At 62.3% G+C, this 15,197-nt stretch carries 14 protein-coding genes; 8 read left to right on the top strand and 6 right to left on the bottom strand.

Going from position 1 to position 15,197, the window contains the following annotated elements; all coding sequences use genetic code 11:
- Positions 1–142: 142 nt before the first annotated feature.
- Both clpP and tig read right to left on the bottom strand, forming a co-directional pair.
- On the bottom strand, positions 143–796 hold the full coding sequence (gene clpP / locus P3T23_RS24585) for an ATP-dependent Clp endopeptidase proteolytic subunit ClpP (protein WP_133663277.1): 654 nt from the start codon (positions 794–796) through the stop codon (positions 143–145).
- A 144-nt stretch (positions 797–940) separates the two neighbouring features.
- Positions 941–2,287, bottom strand: a complete 1,347-nt coding sequence (tig, locus tag P3T23_RS24590; RefSeq protein ID WP_429318724.1) for a trigger factor — start codon at positions 2,285–2,287, stop codon at positions 941–943.
- A 431-nt stretch (positions 2,288–2,718) separates the two neighbouring features.
- Here tig and P3T23_RS24595 point away from each other — a divergent pair, with 431 nt between their 5' ends.
- Complete coding sequence (locus tag P3T23_RS24595) at positions 2,719–3,864, top strand: glycerate kinase (RefSeq protein WP_429318725.1); 1,146 nt, start codon at positions 2,719–2,721, stop codon at positions 3,862–3,864.
- A gap of 64 nt (positions 3,865–3,928) precedes the next feature.
- Entirely contained in the window at positions 3,929–4,381 is a 453-nt protein-coding gene (locus P3T23_RS24600) for a MarR family winged helix-turn-helix transcriptional regulator (RefSeq protein WP_429318726.1), read from the top strand.
- Between the two features lie 115 nt (positions 4,382–4,496).
- On the opposite strand, the gene P3T23_RS24605 is transcribed toward P3T23_RS24600, so the two are convergent.
- Together P3T23_RS24605 and P3T23_RS24610 are read right to left on the bottom strand one after the other, a co-directional pair.
- A complete protein-coding gene (locus P3T23_RS24605) occupies positions 4,497–5,510 on the bottom strand; it encodes a 2-dehydropantoate 2-reductase (protein ID WP_429318821.1) in 1,014 nt (337 codons plus the stop codon).
- Positions 5,491–6,264, bottom strand: coding sequence for a class II aldolase/adducin family protein (locus P3T23_RS24610; RefSeq protein ID WP_429318727.1), 774 nt, complete (start codon positions 6,262–6,264; stop codon positions 5,491–5,493). Before P3T23_RS24610 ends, P3T23_RS24605 begins: the two co-directional genes overlap by 20 nt.
- 692 nt (positions 6,265–6,956) lie before the next feature.
- On the opposite strand from P3T23_RS24610, the gene P3T23_RS24615 reads away from it, so the two are divergent.
- Positions 6,957–7,220 (top strand): hypothetical protein, encoded by a 264-nt coding sequence (locus P3T23_RS24615; protein WP_429318728.1) that lies wholly within the window; start codon positions 6,957–6,959, stop codon positions 7,218–7,220.
- A 163-nt stretch (positions 7,221–7,383) separates the two neighbouring features.
- Here the strand turns inward: P3T23_RS24615 and P3T23_RS24620 are convergent, their stop codons facing one another.
- Positions 7,384–7,848: a ProQ/FinO family protein gene (locus P3T23_RS24620; protein ID WP_429318729.1), complete on the bottom strand. Its 465-nt coding sequence runs from the start codon at positions 7,846–7,848 to the stop codon at positions 7,384–7,386.
- Between the two features lie 572 nt (positions 7,849–8,420).
- On the opposite strand from P3T23_RS24620, the gene P3T23_RS24625 reads away from it, so the two are divergent.
- The 3 genes from P3T23_RS24625 (at position 8,421) to P3T23_RS24635 (ending at position 10,938) form a co-directional block, all read left to right on the top strand.
- Entirely contained in the window at positions 8,421–8,828 is a 408-nt protein-coding gene (locus tag P3T23_RS24625; RefSeq protein WP_429318730.1) for a hypothetical protein, read from the top strand.
- Between the two features lie 79 nt (positions 8,829–8,907).
- Positions 8,908–9,291 (top strand): YXWGXW repeat-containing protein, encoded by a 384-nt coding sequence (locus P3T23_RS24630; protein ID WP_429318731.1) that lies wholly within the window; start codon positions 8,908–8,910, stop codon positions 9,289–9,291.
- 180 nt (positions 9,292–9,471) lie between these two features.
- Entirely contained in the window at positions 9,472–10,938 is a 1,467-nt protein-coding gene (locus tag P3T23_RS24635) for an amidohydrolase family protein (protein WP_429318732.1), read from the top strand.
- A 219-nt stretch (positions 10,939–11,157) separates the two neighbouring features.
- Here the strand turns inward: P3T23_RS24635 and P3T23_RS24640 are convergent, their stop codons facing one another.
- Positions 11,158–11,613, bottom strand: a complete 456-nt coding sequence (locus P3T23_RS24640; protein ID WP_429318733.1) for a glycine zipper 2TM domain-containing protein — start codon at positions 11,611–11,613, stop codon at positions 11,158–11,160.
- 481 nt (positions 11,614–12,094) lie between these two features.
- Between P3T23_RS24640 and P3T23_RS24645 the strand changes: the two genes are divergently transcribed.
- Positions 12,095–13,525 (top strand): basic amino acid/polyamine antiporter, encoded by a 1,431-nt coding sequence (locus P3T23_RS24645; protein ID WP_429318734.1) that lies wholly within the window; start codon positions 12,095–12,097, stop codon positions 13,523–13,525.
- An 88-nt stretch (positions 13,526–13,613) separates the two neighbouring features.
- Positions 13,614–15,179: an alpha/beta hydrolase gene (locus P3T23_RS24650; RefSeq protein WP_429318735.1), complete on the top strand. Its 1,566-nt coding sequence runs from the start codon at positions 13,614–13,616 to the stop codon at positions 15,177–15,179.
- The last annotated feature ends 18 nt before the right edge of the window (positions 15,180–15,197 follow it).

Genomic DNA, 15,197 nt, shown 5'->3' on the forward strand with positions numbered 1-15,197 from the left:
TTTGCCCCAGCCTCGCAGTTGGGCTGGGACGACGCGCAAAAGCTGGGACGACGTCTTCGCCGCAGGCGCTCAGGGACGGGTCAGCTACATTTAAAGGATTTTACTCTGACCCCTTGCCCTGATTTGGGGCATACGCACCAGATCAAGGACGCTTGTGCAGCACCTGGTCGACGAGACCATAAGCCTGTGCATCGTCACCGGACATGAAATTATCGCGGTCAGTGTCGCGTGCGATGCGCTCGACCGGCTGCCCCGTGTGGTGCGCAAGCAGCTGGTTCAGACGCTCCTTCAGGTACAGGATTTCGCGTGCCTGGATCTCGATGTCCGATGCCTGCCCCCGTGCGCCCCCCAGCGGCTGGTGAATCATCACTCGCGCGTTCGGCAACGCGAAACGCTTGCCCTTTGCGCCTGCCGCCAGCAGGAACGCGCCCATGCTGGCTGCAAGGCCCATGCACAGCGTCGAGACGTCCGGCTTGATGAACTGCATCGTGTCGTAAATGGCCATCCCGGCTGACACCGAACCGCCGGGGCTGTTGATGTAAAAGCTGATGTCCTTGTCCGGATTCTCGCTTTCGAGGAACAGCAGCTGCGCCACAACGAGGTTGGCCGTCTGGTCGTTTACTTCGCCGACAAGAAACACCACACGCTCCTTCAGCAGACGCGAGTAGATGTCATACGAGCGCTCGCCACGCCCGCTTGTTTCCACGACGATCGGAACAAGTCCGAGCGCCTGCGCCTCGAGATCCCGCGGCGCGTGGGAGGCCAACGTGTCCAGCAATTGAGCGCGAAAGGTCATGCAATGGATCCTTGTCTGGAAATGTTCTAGTACGTGAGGCAAGTGAGTATGACAACCCGCGTTTCAAGCCCCGCGGCACGCCGGGCATAAAAAAACGGCGTGCGGGCCGTCGCTCCGACAGCCGGCACGCCGTTGCAACAACGCTTACGACTGCGCCGTTGCGCTTGCCAGTTCTTCGAAGCTCACTTCCTTGTCCGTCACCTTGGCCTTGTTGAGGACGAAATCGACGACATTGGCTTCAACGACGTACGCTTCCATTTCAGCAAGGCGCTGCTGGTTCGAATAATACCAGCGGACGACTTCCTTCGGGTCTTCGTAGCTTTTGGCGAATTCGTCGACTTCGGCACGAATCTGCTCCGGCTTCGCCTGCAACTCGTTCGCCTTCACGAGTTCGGCCAGTACGAGGCCCAGCTTCACGCGACGCTCGGCCTGCTCCTTGAACATTTCTGCCGGAATCGGTGCGTCGGCCGCGTTCGGCACGCCACGCTGCTGCAGATCCTGACGGGCCATTTCGACGAGACGTTGCTGGTCCTGTTCGATCAGCGCGTTCGGCACGTCCAGTTCGGAAATCTTCAGGAGCGCGTCCATCACCTGGTTCTTGACGATGGCCTGCGTGCGGCGCTTTGCTTCGCGTTCGAGGTTGTCCTTGATCTCGGCGCGCATCTTCGTCAGATCCCCGTCTTCGATGCCGAGCGATTTGGCGAATTCAGCGTCGATTTCCGGCAGGTGCGGCCATTCGATCTTCTTCATCGTGATAGCGAACTGGGCGGTCTTGCCGGCCACGTCCTTGCCGTGATAGTCCTCAGGGAAGCCGAGGTCGAATTCGCGCGCTTCGCCGGCCTTCAGGCCAAGCGCAGCCTTTTCGAATTCCGGCAGCATGCGGCCTTCGCCGAGCACGAAGGCGAAGTCGTCTGCGCTACCGCCCTGGAACACTTCGCCGTTGATCTTGCCGACGAAGTCGACCGTCACGCGGTCGCCGTCTTTCGCTGCCGTGTCGGCACCGCCATCGCCGTGTTCGCCGGCTTCGCCACGTGCGTGGAAGTGCACGCGCTGCTTGCGCAGAATGTCCAGCGTGCGGTCGACTTCAGCATCGCTGATGGACGTCGTGGTGCGCTCGATTTCGGCCGTGGCAACGTCGCCCAGCTTCACTTCCGGATAGACCTCGAAGGTCGCGTCGAACGCGTAGTCGCCTTCTGCGACGTCAGCCTTCGGCGCAAAGCTCGGCTGGCCGGCCACGCGCAGGTTCTCGGCGCGGCTGATGTCGAAGAATTCCTTGCCAACCTTGTCGCTCAGCACTTCGGCTTCCACCTGGCCCGAATACTGTTGCGTCACCATCTTGAGCGGCACCTTTCCCGGGCGGAAACCCGGCATGCGCACGTTCTTTGCGATCTGGCGGATACGCGAATCCACTTCCTTCTGCACGGCATCCTTCGGCAGGGAAATCGTCACGCGGCGTTCGAGCTTGCCGAGGTTCTCAACAACGTTAGCCATGGCTTCAATCGTCCTAAAATTATTCGAGCGAATCAGTTATCTTTGCCGTGCCGCCTGTCGATGTCTGCTTTACAGGGCTTGCCTTGCGAAGTCGCAAAGCAGGCTCGCGTTGCATCAATCGCGCGCCTGTCGCCGCGGGCTCTCAGGCCGCCAGCAGCACGGTTTGGGTCAGAGGAGCCGAATATTTTAGCAAACTATTTGCGCGCCTAGCCGGGATTCGACGTTTGCGCGGCTTTTCGCGCTGATTTCGCCCCGCGAGGTGCACAATCCGGGCGGTTGCGGCACGGCGATTCCGCACTCGATGCCCGCTATGCCGCCCGCGTTATTCAGCAGCCGCCGCTGGGCTGCTAAGCTATCGCACGCGGCCGGACGCAGTCGCAGCCGAACCAGCCGCCCGAGATTCGCCACCATCCCAACCATCAAGAGACACCATGCCTAACCCGCCGTCCACGCCCGTCGTCGTCATCGCTCCCGATTCCTTCAAAGGCTCGCTCGGCGCCGAGCAGGTCGCCGAGGCCATCGCAACCGGCGTGCAGCGCGCGCGGCCAGACGCCGTCGTACGCATCTGCCCGATGGCCGACGGCGGCGAAGGCACGCTCGACGCCATGCTCACCCGCGGCGGCGAGCGCCGCAAGCTAACGGTGCGCGGTGCGGCGGGACCGGTCCGCGAAGCGGCGGCCGGGTTGCTCGCGGACGGCAGCGCGATCATCGAAACGGCGGAAATCGTCAGCATCACGGATCCGGTCGGCATGGGTGTGCCAGTCGAAGCGCGCAGCACGCGCGGCATGGGCGAAGCGATCCGCGTGCTCCTCGACGCCGGTGTGCGGCGCTTTTTCGTGGCGCTTGGCGGCAGCAGCACCAATGACGGCGGCGCGGGTCTCCTCGCCGGTCTCGGCATGAAACTGTTCGACGCACAAGGACAGGAACTGGAACCGGCGCCAGAGAAGCTGGCGAAGGTCGCGCGCGTGGACGTGTCGCAACTCGACGCACGGCTCGCCGAGGCGACGTTCATCGGCATGTCCGACGTCGACAACCCGCTCACCGGCGAGCACGGCGCGACGGCCGTGTTCGGTCCGCAGAAAGGGGTGCAGCCCAACCAGATCGCGACGATCGATGCTGCGCTCGCGCACTTTGCGGATCTGCTCGAACCTGCGCTGAACCGTGCCGCACGTAACGAGCCAGGTGCGGGCGCGGCGGGCGGTCTGGGCTTCGCGCTGCATATGCTCGGCGCACAGTTCCAGCCCGGCGCAGAAGTTGTCGCGCAGCAGATCGGCCTCGATGCGGCGCTCGAAGGCGCGAACTGGCTGATCACCGGCGAAGGCCGCTCGGACGTGCAGACGCTGCACGGCAAGGCGCCCTTCATCGCCTGCCGCCACGCGCAGGCGGCCGGCGTGCCGGCCACGCTGCTGTCAGGCGCCGTCGACTCCGCGGCGCTGCCGCGTCTCACGGAACACTTCACGGGTTGCTTTTCGCCGGCACCAGGCCCGATTACGCTCGACGTAGCGATCCGCGACGCTGCACGCCTGCTTGCAAACGAGGCCGAGCAGCTTACGCGACTGAAATTCGGCACGCGTTGACCCGCCCGGCGGATGCGGCAACAATCACATCGCCACGACCGCATCCACTCACCCCGGGAGCACCATGAAGGCATCCGCCAAAGCCGGACTCGAACAGTTTCTGACGTATCGCCTGCATGTACTGAACAAGCTCGCTGAACGCGGCATCAGCGAGCGTTATCAGGACAAGCTCGACGTCACCCTGCCTGAAGCGCGCGTCATTGCTTCAGTAGGTTCGTTCGGGCCATTCTCCATCATGGACCTGGCGCGGCATGCGAACCTCGACAAGAGTCAGGCTAGCCGCGCGGCCGAGGCGCTCATCAGACAGGGGCTCGTGCAGCGGCAGGCAAGCAAGGAAGATGGACGGGTGGTACTGGTTTCACTCACGGCCGAAGGACGGGCGCTCTACAAAAAAGTGATGCCGATCGCGCGCAAGTGGAACGTCGATCTGTTCGACTGTCTCGATGAGAAGGAAAAAGTCATGCTTGGCGAGGCGCTCGACAAGGTAATCGAAAGCATGCTGGCGCGGCAGGGATGATTAGGGTCGCGCGGTGCCGCCAGGCGCTGCGGCCGATGAGGGTGGGTGCGGCACGCCTGCCATCCAGCGCCGGACGCGGACTGTTCCAGGCCCACTCCGGCCAGGGACAGCCCCTTCAAAGCCCGCTGTTCGAGGCGCGTTGACGCAGCAATCCGAGAACCGCGTCGCAGAACGGCGTCGGCACACCGAGCCGGCGGCCAAGTTCAGGAAACACCCCCAGTATCGGACCGATCTCGAGCGGGCGGCCGCCTTCGAAATCCTGCAGCATCGAGGTTCTGAACGCACCGAGTTTGCGCGTCACCGCGACCCGCTCCGGCGGCTCCATACGCGTCGACAGACCCAGTCGTCTGCCGATGGCGTCGGCCTCCTCCATCATCCGCAACACCAACGCGTACGTGAGCGGATCGTCGAGCAACTGATCGGCCGTCGAACCCGTCAATGCACTCAGCGGATTCATGTTCATGTTGCCCCACAGCTTGACCCAGATTTCCGAGCGGATGTCGTCCGATGCGGCGACTTCGAAGCCGCCCTCGCGCAGTGCCGTGGAGAACGCGTTCGCCTGCGCGGCGAGCGCCGGAACCGGTGCGCCAACGATCAGATGATTGCCGCGGCCGCGCCGGATCACGCCGGGTGCGTCAGTCGACGAAGACAGATGCACGACGCAGCCGATTGATTGCGCCGGCGGCAGCGCGGCCGACACCCTGCCTTCAGGGTCCACCGCCTCGATATGCTGGCCGGCGAGCGGCCCTTGCATGCCGCTCAGAAACCACCACGGCAAGCCGTTCATTGCGGCTACGATCACCGTTTGTGGCCCGATCATCGGCCGCAGGCTCGCGGCGACGGCCGGAAGCGCCTGAGCCTTCAGCGCGACGACCACGAAGTCCTGCAGGCCAAACGTAGTGGCATCGTCGTCGGCCACCACCCGCGCGACGGTCTCGCTTTCTTCACCGACGATGCGAATACCATCCGCGCGAAGCGCATCGAGCGTCTTGCCGCGCGCGAGGACGCTCACGGCGTGGCCGGCGCGCACGGCCGCCGCGGCGATCAACCCACCGATCGCGCCTGCACCGACCACGGCTGTCCTGTTTTGCTGCCCACCCATGATTGCGTTACTCCTTGTATGACGGATCGATACGATCGACCTGACGCAACAGCGCAGCAAGCACATCCTCACCCGCACCGTAGCGCGGATCGAACTGCAATGCATCGCGTGTGCAACGCGCTGCGACCTCGTCAGGAATGTGGCGCGCCGCCCCTAGCGCCGCGGTCGCGAGCTGAACTTCGCAGGCGCGGTTGAGCGTCCAGAGCCGCACGAACGCCTGTGCAATCGTTTCGCCGATCGACAGCAGGCCGTGATTGCGCAGAATCATCAGCGGCTTGCCGCCGAGATTCGCGACCAGTCGTGGCCCCTCGTCAGGGCGCACTGTAATGCCTTCGAAATCGTGATACGCAACCATACCGTGTAGTTGCGCTGAATAGAAGTTGGCGTTCTCCAGCCCGATCTCCGAGCACGCAACTGCCAGCCCTGCCGTGGTATGCGTGTGCATGATGCAATGGGCATCAGGCAGCGCGCGATGGATGGCTGCGTGCACGACAAAACCGGCAGGATTCACCCGGTATGCCGACTCACCGACGATGCGTCCGTCCAGGTCGACGCGGACCAGATTCGACGCATTCACCTCGGCGTAATGGAGCCCGAACGGGTTAATCAGAAAGTGCGAATCCGGGCCGGGTAGCCGGACCGTAATGTGGTTGTAGATCAGTTCGGTCCAGCCGAGCATCGCGAACACGCGATAGGTGCCGGCCAGCTGGACGCGCAGCGCCTGCTCGCCCTCTGCGTCCGAACTGGCGCTGGTGGAATGCGGATTGTCGACCGCTGACATCGCTGCCTCCTGGCACATGGCCGCGAGCGCCTTAAAATATCTTCGGCGTGTCAGCGCAGAATAGGAGAGTCTGGTTGCATGCGCAACCAGTTGAACCCGTCGCACGACCAGATGTCGCCTTTGGCGATAACACGTTGGAGCCAGGTCGCATGAGCCATGCTGCGCCGGTCAGTCGTCGATTGCAGGCGCTGCGCCGCGCGGGAAGTAACGACCGTGCCAGGGTCGACGGGAGTGCAGCCAATCCAGGCTGCCTGCAATTTGCTGGAGCCAGCGATACCTGGGCGGCGTGCCTGCTACCCGGAACAGGCGTCACGATCCACGGCGTAGCGCCCCTGAGACAGCAATCGATGCTGGTCCGACGTTCTGGCCGGAACGATCGTTCGCCCCGTGCTGCCCGCCATAACGTACCGCGGGACGGCTTATGCGAGCGACATCACAAAAGCCGTGATGTTTCTCGATCAAGGTCCGCCGCGAAGGCGTAAGCTCGATCCAGACGAGTGATAACAGGCGCGGCGTTGATGTGGACCACCGGCTCCGTGTCTGAAAGCGGCCTGTCGCGGCGACGCAACACGACGAGTTGCGCAAGACCAGTTGCGCAAGACGACGTCGGAAACACGCGAATCGCGTATCCGCGACGCAGACCTGCATCGTTTGAAGCACTCGCGAAGGTAATGCTTAACGGGAGTTTGACAATGGTTACCGCAGCGGTTGTTGTATTTATCGTAAAGTTCTGGCCCGCGATCATCGGCGTGATCGGTCTCTCGGGTGCGGCCCTGTTTGGCTGGCTTAAGACGAAGCCCTCTCATCGGCCGGATTTGCAGGCCTTCGAGGCCACCCTCCTTGCCCCGAAGCCAGGCATCGACTTGCGCGATGCCGCATCGCAGGCGAAATCCGGGAAGACCCAGCCGCGAGGCCAGAGGAAGAGGGAAATAAACGAGAGCGCAGGTCGGCTTTGATACGTTTGACAGTCTGTCACCTTCGGACAGACTGTTCGTTACCCGTCAAAACCGGCCGCGATGGGTCGCAGCCGTGTCCCGCTGTCGCGATTGGCACTTCGAGCTTTCTCATCGATTTTGCGGATCACCATCCGCCGCGCAGCCTGTCCGGGCCCCGCATCGATCAGGCCGGCTTCTCCGCCGCCGCCTCCGGCTTCGGCGCCCTCGCTGCGCGAGCCGCCTTCAGTCGCAGCGCACGCGTCGCATCGGCAGCCAATACGTTGCCCGCTTCGCCGCCCGTCAGGTCGACTCGTGCAGCACCTTCGACGAGGCATGCCCAGTAGCGGCTTCCGCGGCACCATGTCCTGAGCGCATCGCGCAATTCCGCCTCGCTTAGTGCGAGTTCCTGCGCGTGCTTCATCAGGTCTTCGAAGATACCGATCTTGAGCGGCACCTTGGGCGCCGGATTCTTCGGAAATGCCTGCGGGAATCGCTTTTGAAGCTTCGCGATCGTCAGCACCACCGGGTCGACCGGCTTCGACCGCGCCTCGGGCGCAGCCCGGCGTGCGCGAGGCGCCTTAACCGCCGGCTTGGGGTCGGGTTTTTTCGCGAGTTGATCTCTCAATGCGGCAAGTTGTTCGAAGCCCATAGCGCACAGCCAATGACAAAAGAGCATCGATTGTAACAGTCTGCGTGCATTTTCCGGCGTCTTCCCTGGCGGCGCAGCAACGCTGCGCGTCACAACGGCCCTCCCCGTTCGGCTGGATCGAGCGTCACAAAACCGTCGCATTCGAATTGGCGACGCACCCTCCCTGAGCAACGCGAGACGCTTCGGCCAGCTATCCGGTGATCAGGCACCAATACCGGTTGCAATGTTCAGCAAAATGGGTGCATAAAGAGCCTGCCAGGCGTTTAATCGCGCATCGGAATAATTTTGCGTTTCGACTCAATTGATCGAATTGTTGATTAAGTTATGCGAAATGTTGTCCACGGCGTCGATGCGACGGATTGGATTCCGGATGAGGTCACCTGCAGGCGCAACGGTCGAAACGAGATGAAATTTTTGTCGCAATGAGGCTTGCGCGTTACCCTGGCACGAATATCTTGCAAATTCGTTCAGGATGCACTTCAGTGAAGATACGCAAATTGTCCGGCTTCGAGCACGGCTAGCTGGGACACCCAGGACCAGCAAACAATTAAACAATTTCAAGATCAGGCACCATGACCTCATCGTCAGAACAGAAGCTTTCCCCTGGGGCGGTCATTTCGCTCATCCCGCTCGTTGTCGGCTCAATGGCCGGCGCCGGCATTGTTCCACTCCCCTCCGCATTCGGGCGCGCGACCGATGGCCCTCGCGCGCTGGTTGCCTGGATGATCGCCAGTGTGGCGATGTCGATGCAGGCCTTTGTCTTTCAGAGACTCGCTCAACGCAAACCCGAACTCGACGCCGGTGTCCACGCATATGCGAAGGACCGCTTCGGTGATGAACCTGGCTTCACCGCGGCGCAGGGCTTCCGGGCTGGAAGCTGGGTTTGCGACGTCTCCTGCCGGCTATTTATCAAATCGACGCTGGACCTGTTCTCCCCGGGCTTCGGCAATGACAATACGGTCACACCCCGCGCGGCGTGATGCCTGCCGCGCGCTGCGCAAGAAGTCACTACGCCCTGCCCGATGCATCTGACCTTTCACTGTATCTGGAGAAACAGCAATGAATCGACGGACGCTCCTCTTCGCAATGACGTTGGTCGCCGCAGCATCGCTCGCACCGGCGCGCGCCGTTTTCGCTGAAAACCAGGAGCCGCCTCCGCTACCCGCCAATCAGCCGGAACCCGGCGTGCGGGAGCGAAGCCCGCGTCGGCCGCCACCGCTGAAGGGACAGGCCCGACCACCGCAACCGCGCGTAGAAGCAGGTGCACAGCGCCCTTACTTCGTATGGATTCCAGGTCGTTGGCAGTGGAGAGACGGCAACTTCGAATGGATACCTGGGGTCTGGAGCGAGGGCAAGCCGGGCTGGCGCTGGCGCCCGGGACGATGGACACCCGAACACGATGCCTGGGAATTCTCGGGCGGCCGCTGGGTTCCGATTGAGTAGCGTGCCTGTCCGTGACCAGCGTCAGTTCATCGCATATCTGCGTCGCCGGCATGGTCCGCTGATGCGCTGATGCGTTGGCGCGCGCGGTGCCGCGACAATCAACGCGGCGACGGTACATCAACGCAGCGCGACCGCAAACGCACCCCACCAACCCTTCGATGAACGAGAAAGAGGTGATTCATGTTCTCTCGCAAACCGGGCGATAAGGAAGCATCGGGCCATCCGTTCGCCTGCTTCTGCCAGAAGTCGGAAATCGAGTTTCTGAACAACCGGATCAGCGCGGATCTCTCGCGACGGGGCTTCGTTGCGGGCATGGCCGCCTCCATGCTGATGCTTGTCCTGCCGAAACTCGCCAGTGCGCAGACGGCACCCCCGCCCGTCAATCCCGCACACCCTATCCTCTTCACGAACTTCCGGCTGTTCGACGGAATATCCGGCACGTTGCGCGACAGACTCTATCTGCTCGTGGATGGCAATCGCATCCACTCCCTGACGCAGGGCAAACCTGCCGTGCCCGACGGCACGCAGGTGATCGACTGCGGCGGCCGCGTGCTGATGCCTGGTCTCATCGATATGCACTGGCATGCGATGATCGCCGCCCTCCCGATCCAGGTCCTGCTGAGCGCGGACGTGGGCTACATCCATCTGGCCGCAAGCGCGGAGGCCGAGCGTACGTTGATGCGCGGCTTCACCACGGTGCGCGATGCGGGCGGCCCGGCCTTCGCGCTGAAACAGGCAATCGACGAGGGACTCATATCGGGTCCGCGCATTTATCCTTCAGGCGCGATGATCACCACCTCGGGCGGTCATGGCGACTTTCGCTCGCTGGCGGACCTGCCGAGATCCGGCGGCAGGATCACCAGCTCGGAGCAGACGGGCGGCAGCATCATTGCCGACAACGCAGACGAAGTCCGCCTGCGCGTGCGTGAACAGTTCATGCAGGGCGCGTCGCAGATCAAGCTCGTGGGCAGTGGCGGCGTCTCCACCCCTCGCAGTCCGCTGGACATGCTCACGTTCACCGAGTCTCAGTTGCGCGCTGCGGTGGAAACCGCCGAGGACTGGGGCAGTTACGTCCTGGTGCACGCCTATGAGTCGCATGCCATCCACCGATCGCTCGCGGCGGGCGTCAAGTGCATCGAACATGGCCATCTGATGGACGATGCAACGGCCAGCCTGATGGCAAAGAACGGCACATGGTTGAGCACTCAACCGTTCGTGAGCGAGGACGACTTCGTTCCGCTGACCGGTTCCAGTCGGGACAAGATGCTCCAGGTTTTCGCGGGCACCAACACCGCATACACGCTCGCGAAAAAACACGGGATCAAGACGGCGTTCGGCTCGGACCTGCTGTTTTCGCCCGTGCTCGCCAGGCGCCAGGGCGCCATGTTGACGCACCTGGTCCGCTGGTACACGCCAGCCGAAACGTTGAAGATGGCCACGGCGACCAATGGCCAGTTGCTCGCGTTGTCCGGACCACGCAATCCCTATCCCGGCAAGTTAGGGGTGGTGGAAGAAGGGGCGTTTGCCGATCTGTTGCTCGTCGATGGCAATCCTGTTGAGAACATTGAGCTCGTCGCAGATCCGGAGAAGAACTTTCTCATCATCATGAAGGACGGGAAGATCTACAAGAATGCACTCAACGCGTAAGGCCAGGGGCATAACAATTGTGATGCCTCACTGCAGCCTTGACATGCGTGGCGTTGCTGGATGGGTATCACCATGTCCCGATGGGGTGTCATGGCGCCACGCCGAAACGATTCGAGCGAGTTGCATCGGGTGATGCCCGCTCCTGCCTCGCGCACGATGAGCGAATACAAGAAAGCCGCCGCGCGCGTTGGCGTCGGCGGCTCGCCTGTCCGTGCTGCTTCAGTACGGCGTTGCCATATCGTTCGCCACCTGGGTCCTGTCGCCCACACGCAGATTGCCGAGATTGCGCTGCGTCACCGTTGCGAGACGCCCGTCGTCGAGCCGAACGTTTACGCGGTAGATGGTTTCCGTGCCGCTGTTGGCCCGCCGTTCGAGCTGGTTGCCCGCCACACCGCCCGCGACGACACCGCCGATAGTTGCGATCGTGCGGCCGGTGCCGCCGCCGATCTGGTTGCCCAGCACACCGCCGGCCACGCCGCCGATCACTGTACCGAGCACACCGGAGCTGCCCGTCTGCTGCGTGACCGGTTCGATCGATTCGACGCGGCCATAGAACACGGACCCCGCTGGCGCCTGCGAAACGCCAGGGGGAAGCGGTGCAGCAGGCGGAGGCGGTGCACACGCCGCCAATACGATCACACTCGCAGCAATGCCACACAGAGTCTTGCCGTTCATCGACGGTTCTCCTCACTGGAAACGAAAGACCTGGGGCGGCACGATCTGTCGCGCCGCCCCAGCACCATCATAGGAGATGCATGACAAAAGGAAAGTTTCCGTGGATCTGCCCGACACGTAGAACAGGGCCGCCGACCTTGTCATATCGGTGTGCAACCGGCACGTCAGGCGGAGCGTCAAAACCGACCCGATTGCGCGGTCCGCAAACCGGAGCAGCACAACTGAATCAGGTCATTTCGAACACATCGTCGACCGGGCAGCCAACCTGGTGAGCTTGAGCCCATGTATCGTTCATCCGTATATGCGCAGGACGGAGCATCGCGATTTATCGTCAGCTTTCTTGCGGGATGCGGCATTCTGCGCGAGTATCAGGGCATTGGGTCTAGTGGCGTACCGCGGAGAAACGACCACCAGCGATCCCGGCGAATGGACGGAGGAATGTTGTAGATCCCGGATCGAAGACTTCAAGACGGAGCATGCCGTGACAACGTCAAATACAGAAAAGCTTTCGTTGCGCGCGTTGATTGCGTTAGTCGTAGGTTCGATGGTCGGTTCGGGGATCTTCGCGCTCCCCGCTGCATTTGCCCGTGCGACGGGCGGTTTCGGCGCGCTGATCGCGTGGCTCATCGCCGGCACCGGAATGCTGATGCTCGCGTTCGTGTTCCAGACGCTGTCGCGACGGCGCCCGGATCTCGATGCCGGCATCTACTCCTATGCGAAGGCCGGATTCGGAGAATACCTGGGCTTCAATTCCGCGTTCGGATACTGGGCCGGCTGCTGTCTTGCCGATGTCGCGTGCCTGATCCTGATCAAGTCGACGCTGGGCGCCTTTTTTCCCGTGTTCGGCGACGGCACGACCCCCGTCGCGCTGATCAGCGCATCGATTCTGCTCTGGGCAGTGCACTGGCTGATACTGCGCGGCGTCCGCGAAGCTGCCTTCCTGAACACGGTCGCGACGATTGCGAAAATCGTCCCGATCTCCCTCTTCATCGTCTTTGTCCTGTTCGGCTTCAAGGCCGATGTCTTCGCGCTGAATTTCTGGGGCGGCGAAGGCCACGAGCTGGGCTCCCTCTTTCACCAGGTGCGCAGCACGATGCTCGTCACCGTGTTCGTCTTTGTCGGCATCGAAGGCGCCAGCGTGTACTCGCGCTATGCAAAGAATCGCAACGATGTCGGCATCGCCACCGTGCTCGGCTTCATTGGGGTTCTCTGTCTTCTCGTCCTGGTCACGATGCTGTCTTACGGCGTGCTGCTGCGGCCTGAACTGGGCGGGATCCGCAATCCGTCGATGGCTGGCGTGCTCGAAGCGGTCGTCGGTCCATGGGGCGCGGTGTTCATCAGCGTCGGCCTCCTGATATCCGTTCTCGGCAACTATCTGTCATGGTCGCTGCTTGCGGCGGAAATACTGTTCGCCGCGGCGAAGAATGGCACCATGCCGGCATTTCTCGCCCGGGAAAACAGGAACAAGGCGCCACTTGCGGCGCTGGTGGTCTCCAATCTGCTGATCCAGATCTTCCTCATCGTCAGCCCCTTCGCGGAGTACGCGTTCCTGCTGGCGCTCAAGATGACCAGCGCGATGACGCTCGTGCCGTATCTTCTGGTCGCCGCTTACGGCACGAAGCTCGCCTTGAGCGGCAAGACCTACGAGACCGATTCACGTGAGCGCACGCTGGACCTCATATGCGGCGCGATCGCGACGCTGTACGCGTTCGGAATGATCTGGGCGGGCGGCATGAAATTCCTGCTGCTGTCCGCGATTGTGTATGCGCCGGGCTCCCTGCTGTTCTTCCTTGCCCGACGCGAGCAAGGAAAGCCGTTATTCATCCTCGGGGAATGGCTGCTCTTCATTGTGCTTGTAATCGCCGCCCTCGGCGGTGTTTATGGTCTGGTTGCTGGTACCGTTACGATTTGATTCGTTGGCGCCGCTTCGGCCGGCAGCTTTGCAAGAATAGAGAAATAGAGAACCCTTCCCGCAGTGCAACCTCAATGAGAGGGCATGAATGCGACGCACGACACTCCAGGTGGCAAAGATAAGCGTGTTGATCGTTGTCCTGCTGCTGATATCCGCGCTAGGCTTTCGCGCGTGGTATTCGCAGCGAGGACCGGGCCTCTCGGTCTGGCATACCTACGTGCCGCGCGAAATGACGATCAAGGAAATGGACGCCAGCGACTGGAACGGCTACATGGTCGCGGAGAACCGCATATTCAACGACGTTCACACGAACGTCGTCGAAAAGCTGGACGCGGCCGCGCGCGTGCCCTCAAACCGCTACTACGAGGGCTCGCCCGTCTATCCGGAGCACTTTGCCCAGAACTGGAACCGGTCATACATTCTCGAACCGTCAGGCACGCCAGTCGGTGCAGTGGTGCTGCTACACGGCCTGACCGATTCGCCCTACAGTCTGCGCCACATCGCGCGCCGCTACCGGGATCATGGCTTTGTCGCCATCGGCATCCGTCTGCCGGGACACGGCACGGTTCCTGCAGCCCTGACTCAGATCGAATGGCGCGACTGGGCCGCGGCGACTCGGCTCGCGGTACGCGAAGCGCGCCGGCGCGTCGGTCCTGACAAGCCGCTGGAACTGGTCGGATTCTCGAATGGCGCGGCGCTCGCGCTGCAATATGCGCTGGACGCCATCGAGGATAAATCCCTCGCGCGCCCCACCCGCCTCGTGCTGATCTCACCGATGATCGGCGTCACCCGTTACGCCCGCTTTGCTGGGCTTGCCGGCCTGCCGGCGGTCTTCCCGGCGTTCGCCAAGGCTGCCTGGCTCGGGGTGGTGCCCGAGTTCAATCCCTTTAAATACAATTCGTTTCCGGTCAACGGCGCACGCCAGTCCTACCTGCTGACGCACGCCCTTCAGGAACAGATCCTGAGGCTGCAGCGTGAGGACCGCCTCGTCGAATTGCCGCCCGTGCTGACGTTCCAGTCAGTGACCGATTTCACCGTCAGCGCGCCTGCAGTGATGTCGGCGCTCTACGACCGGCTTCCCGAGAACGGCAGTGAGATCGTATTGTTCGATGTCAACCGCAGCGTGAAATTCCGCACTTTTCTGCGGGCGGCATCGTACGGCGCGCTCGGACGTCTTCTACGCATAGGGCCGCAGAACTACCGCACGACCGTCATCGCTAACGCAAGCTCGGACTCGGGCAAAACCGTCGTGCGAACCATCGAGGCCGGCGAAACGGAAGAGCACGTACAGCCTTTGGGAGTCGACTATCCACCGGATATCTTCTCGTTGTCGCACGTCGCCATTCCATTCCCGGTGACCGATCCGCTCTATGGCTCGCAACCCGGAACAGATGAAAATTTCAATGCGAATTTCGGCACGCTGAATCCGCGCGGGGAACGCGGCACGTTGATCCTCACGCTCGATTCCATGTTCCGGATCGCATCGAACCCGTTCTTTTCGTATGTCGCGCGGCGCATCGACGAGGGTGCGGGCAAGATGCCGGGACCGGTGATCAAGGCGCCTGAACGATCGCATGAAACCGCATCAGGCACGACGGACGAATCGGCCGACGCATTGCAGGACGTCGAACTGGATGAGTCGTATGGTCCGTAAAAGCCTGTTGCTGTTCGA

Origin of the sequence: Paraburkholderia sp. GAS448 (genome assembly GCF_050435685.1) — a bacterium.
Lineage (GTDB): Bacteria > Pseudomonadota > Gammaproteobacteria > Burkholderiales > Burkholderiaceae > Paraburkholderia.

Excerpts from the sequence above, each read along its gene's own strand:
- clpP (WP_133663277.1), bottom strand. The coding sequence starts at position 796 with ATGACCTTTCGCGCTCAATTGCTGGACACGTTGGCCTCCCACGCGCCG.
- tig (WP_429318724.1), bottom strand. The coding sequence starts at position 2,287 with ATGGCTAACGTTGTTGAGAACCTCGGCAAGCTCGAACGCCGCGTGACG.
- P3T23_RS24595 (WP_429318725.1), top strand. The coding sequence starts at position 2,719 with ATGCCTAACCCGCCGTCCACGCCCGTCGTCGTCATCGCTCCCGATTCC.
- P3T23_RS24600 (WP_429318726.1), top strand. The coding sequence starts at position 3,929 with ATGAAGGCATCCGCCAAAGCCGGACTCGAACAGTTTCTGACGTATCGC.
- P3T23_RS24610 (WP_429318727.1), bottom strand. The coding sequence starts at position 6,264 with ATGTCAGCGGTCGACAATCCGCATTCCACCAGCGCCAGTTCGGACGCA.
- P3T23_RS24615 (WP_429318728.1), top strand. The coding sequence starts at position 6,957 with ATGGTTACCGCAGCGGTTGTTGTATTTATCGTAAAGTTCTGGCCCGCG.
- P3T23_RS24620 (WP_429318729.1), bottom strand. The coding sequence starts at position 7,848 with ATGGGCTTCGAACAACTTGCCGCATTGAGAGATCAACTCGCGAAAAAA.
- P3T23_RS24625 (WP_429318730.1), top strand. The coding sequence starts at position 8,421 with ATGACCTCATCGTCAGAACAGAAGCTTTCCCCTGGGGCGGTCATTTCG.
- P3T23_RS24630 (WP_429318731.1), top strand. The coding sequence starts at position 8,908 with ATGAATCGACGGACGCTCCTCTTCGCAATGACGTTGGTCGCCGCAGCA.
- P3T23_RS24635 (WP_429318732.1), top strand. The coding sequence starts at position 9,472 with ATGTTCTCTCGCAAACCGGGCGATAAGGAAGCATCGGGCCATCCGTTC.
- P3T23_RS24640 (WP_429318733.1), bottom strand. The coding sequence starts at position 11,613 with ATGAACGGCAAGACTCTGTGTGGCATTGCTGCGAGTGTGATCGTATTG.
- P3T23_RS24650 (WP_429318735.1), top strand. The coding sequence starts at position 13,614 with ATGCGACGCACGACACTCCAGGTGGCAAAGATAAGCGTGTTGATCGTT.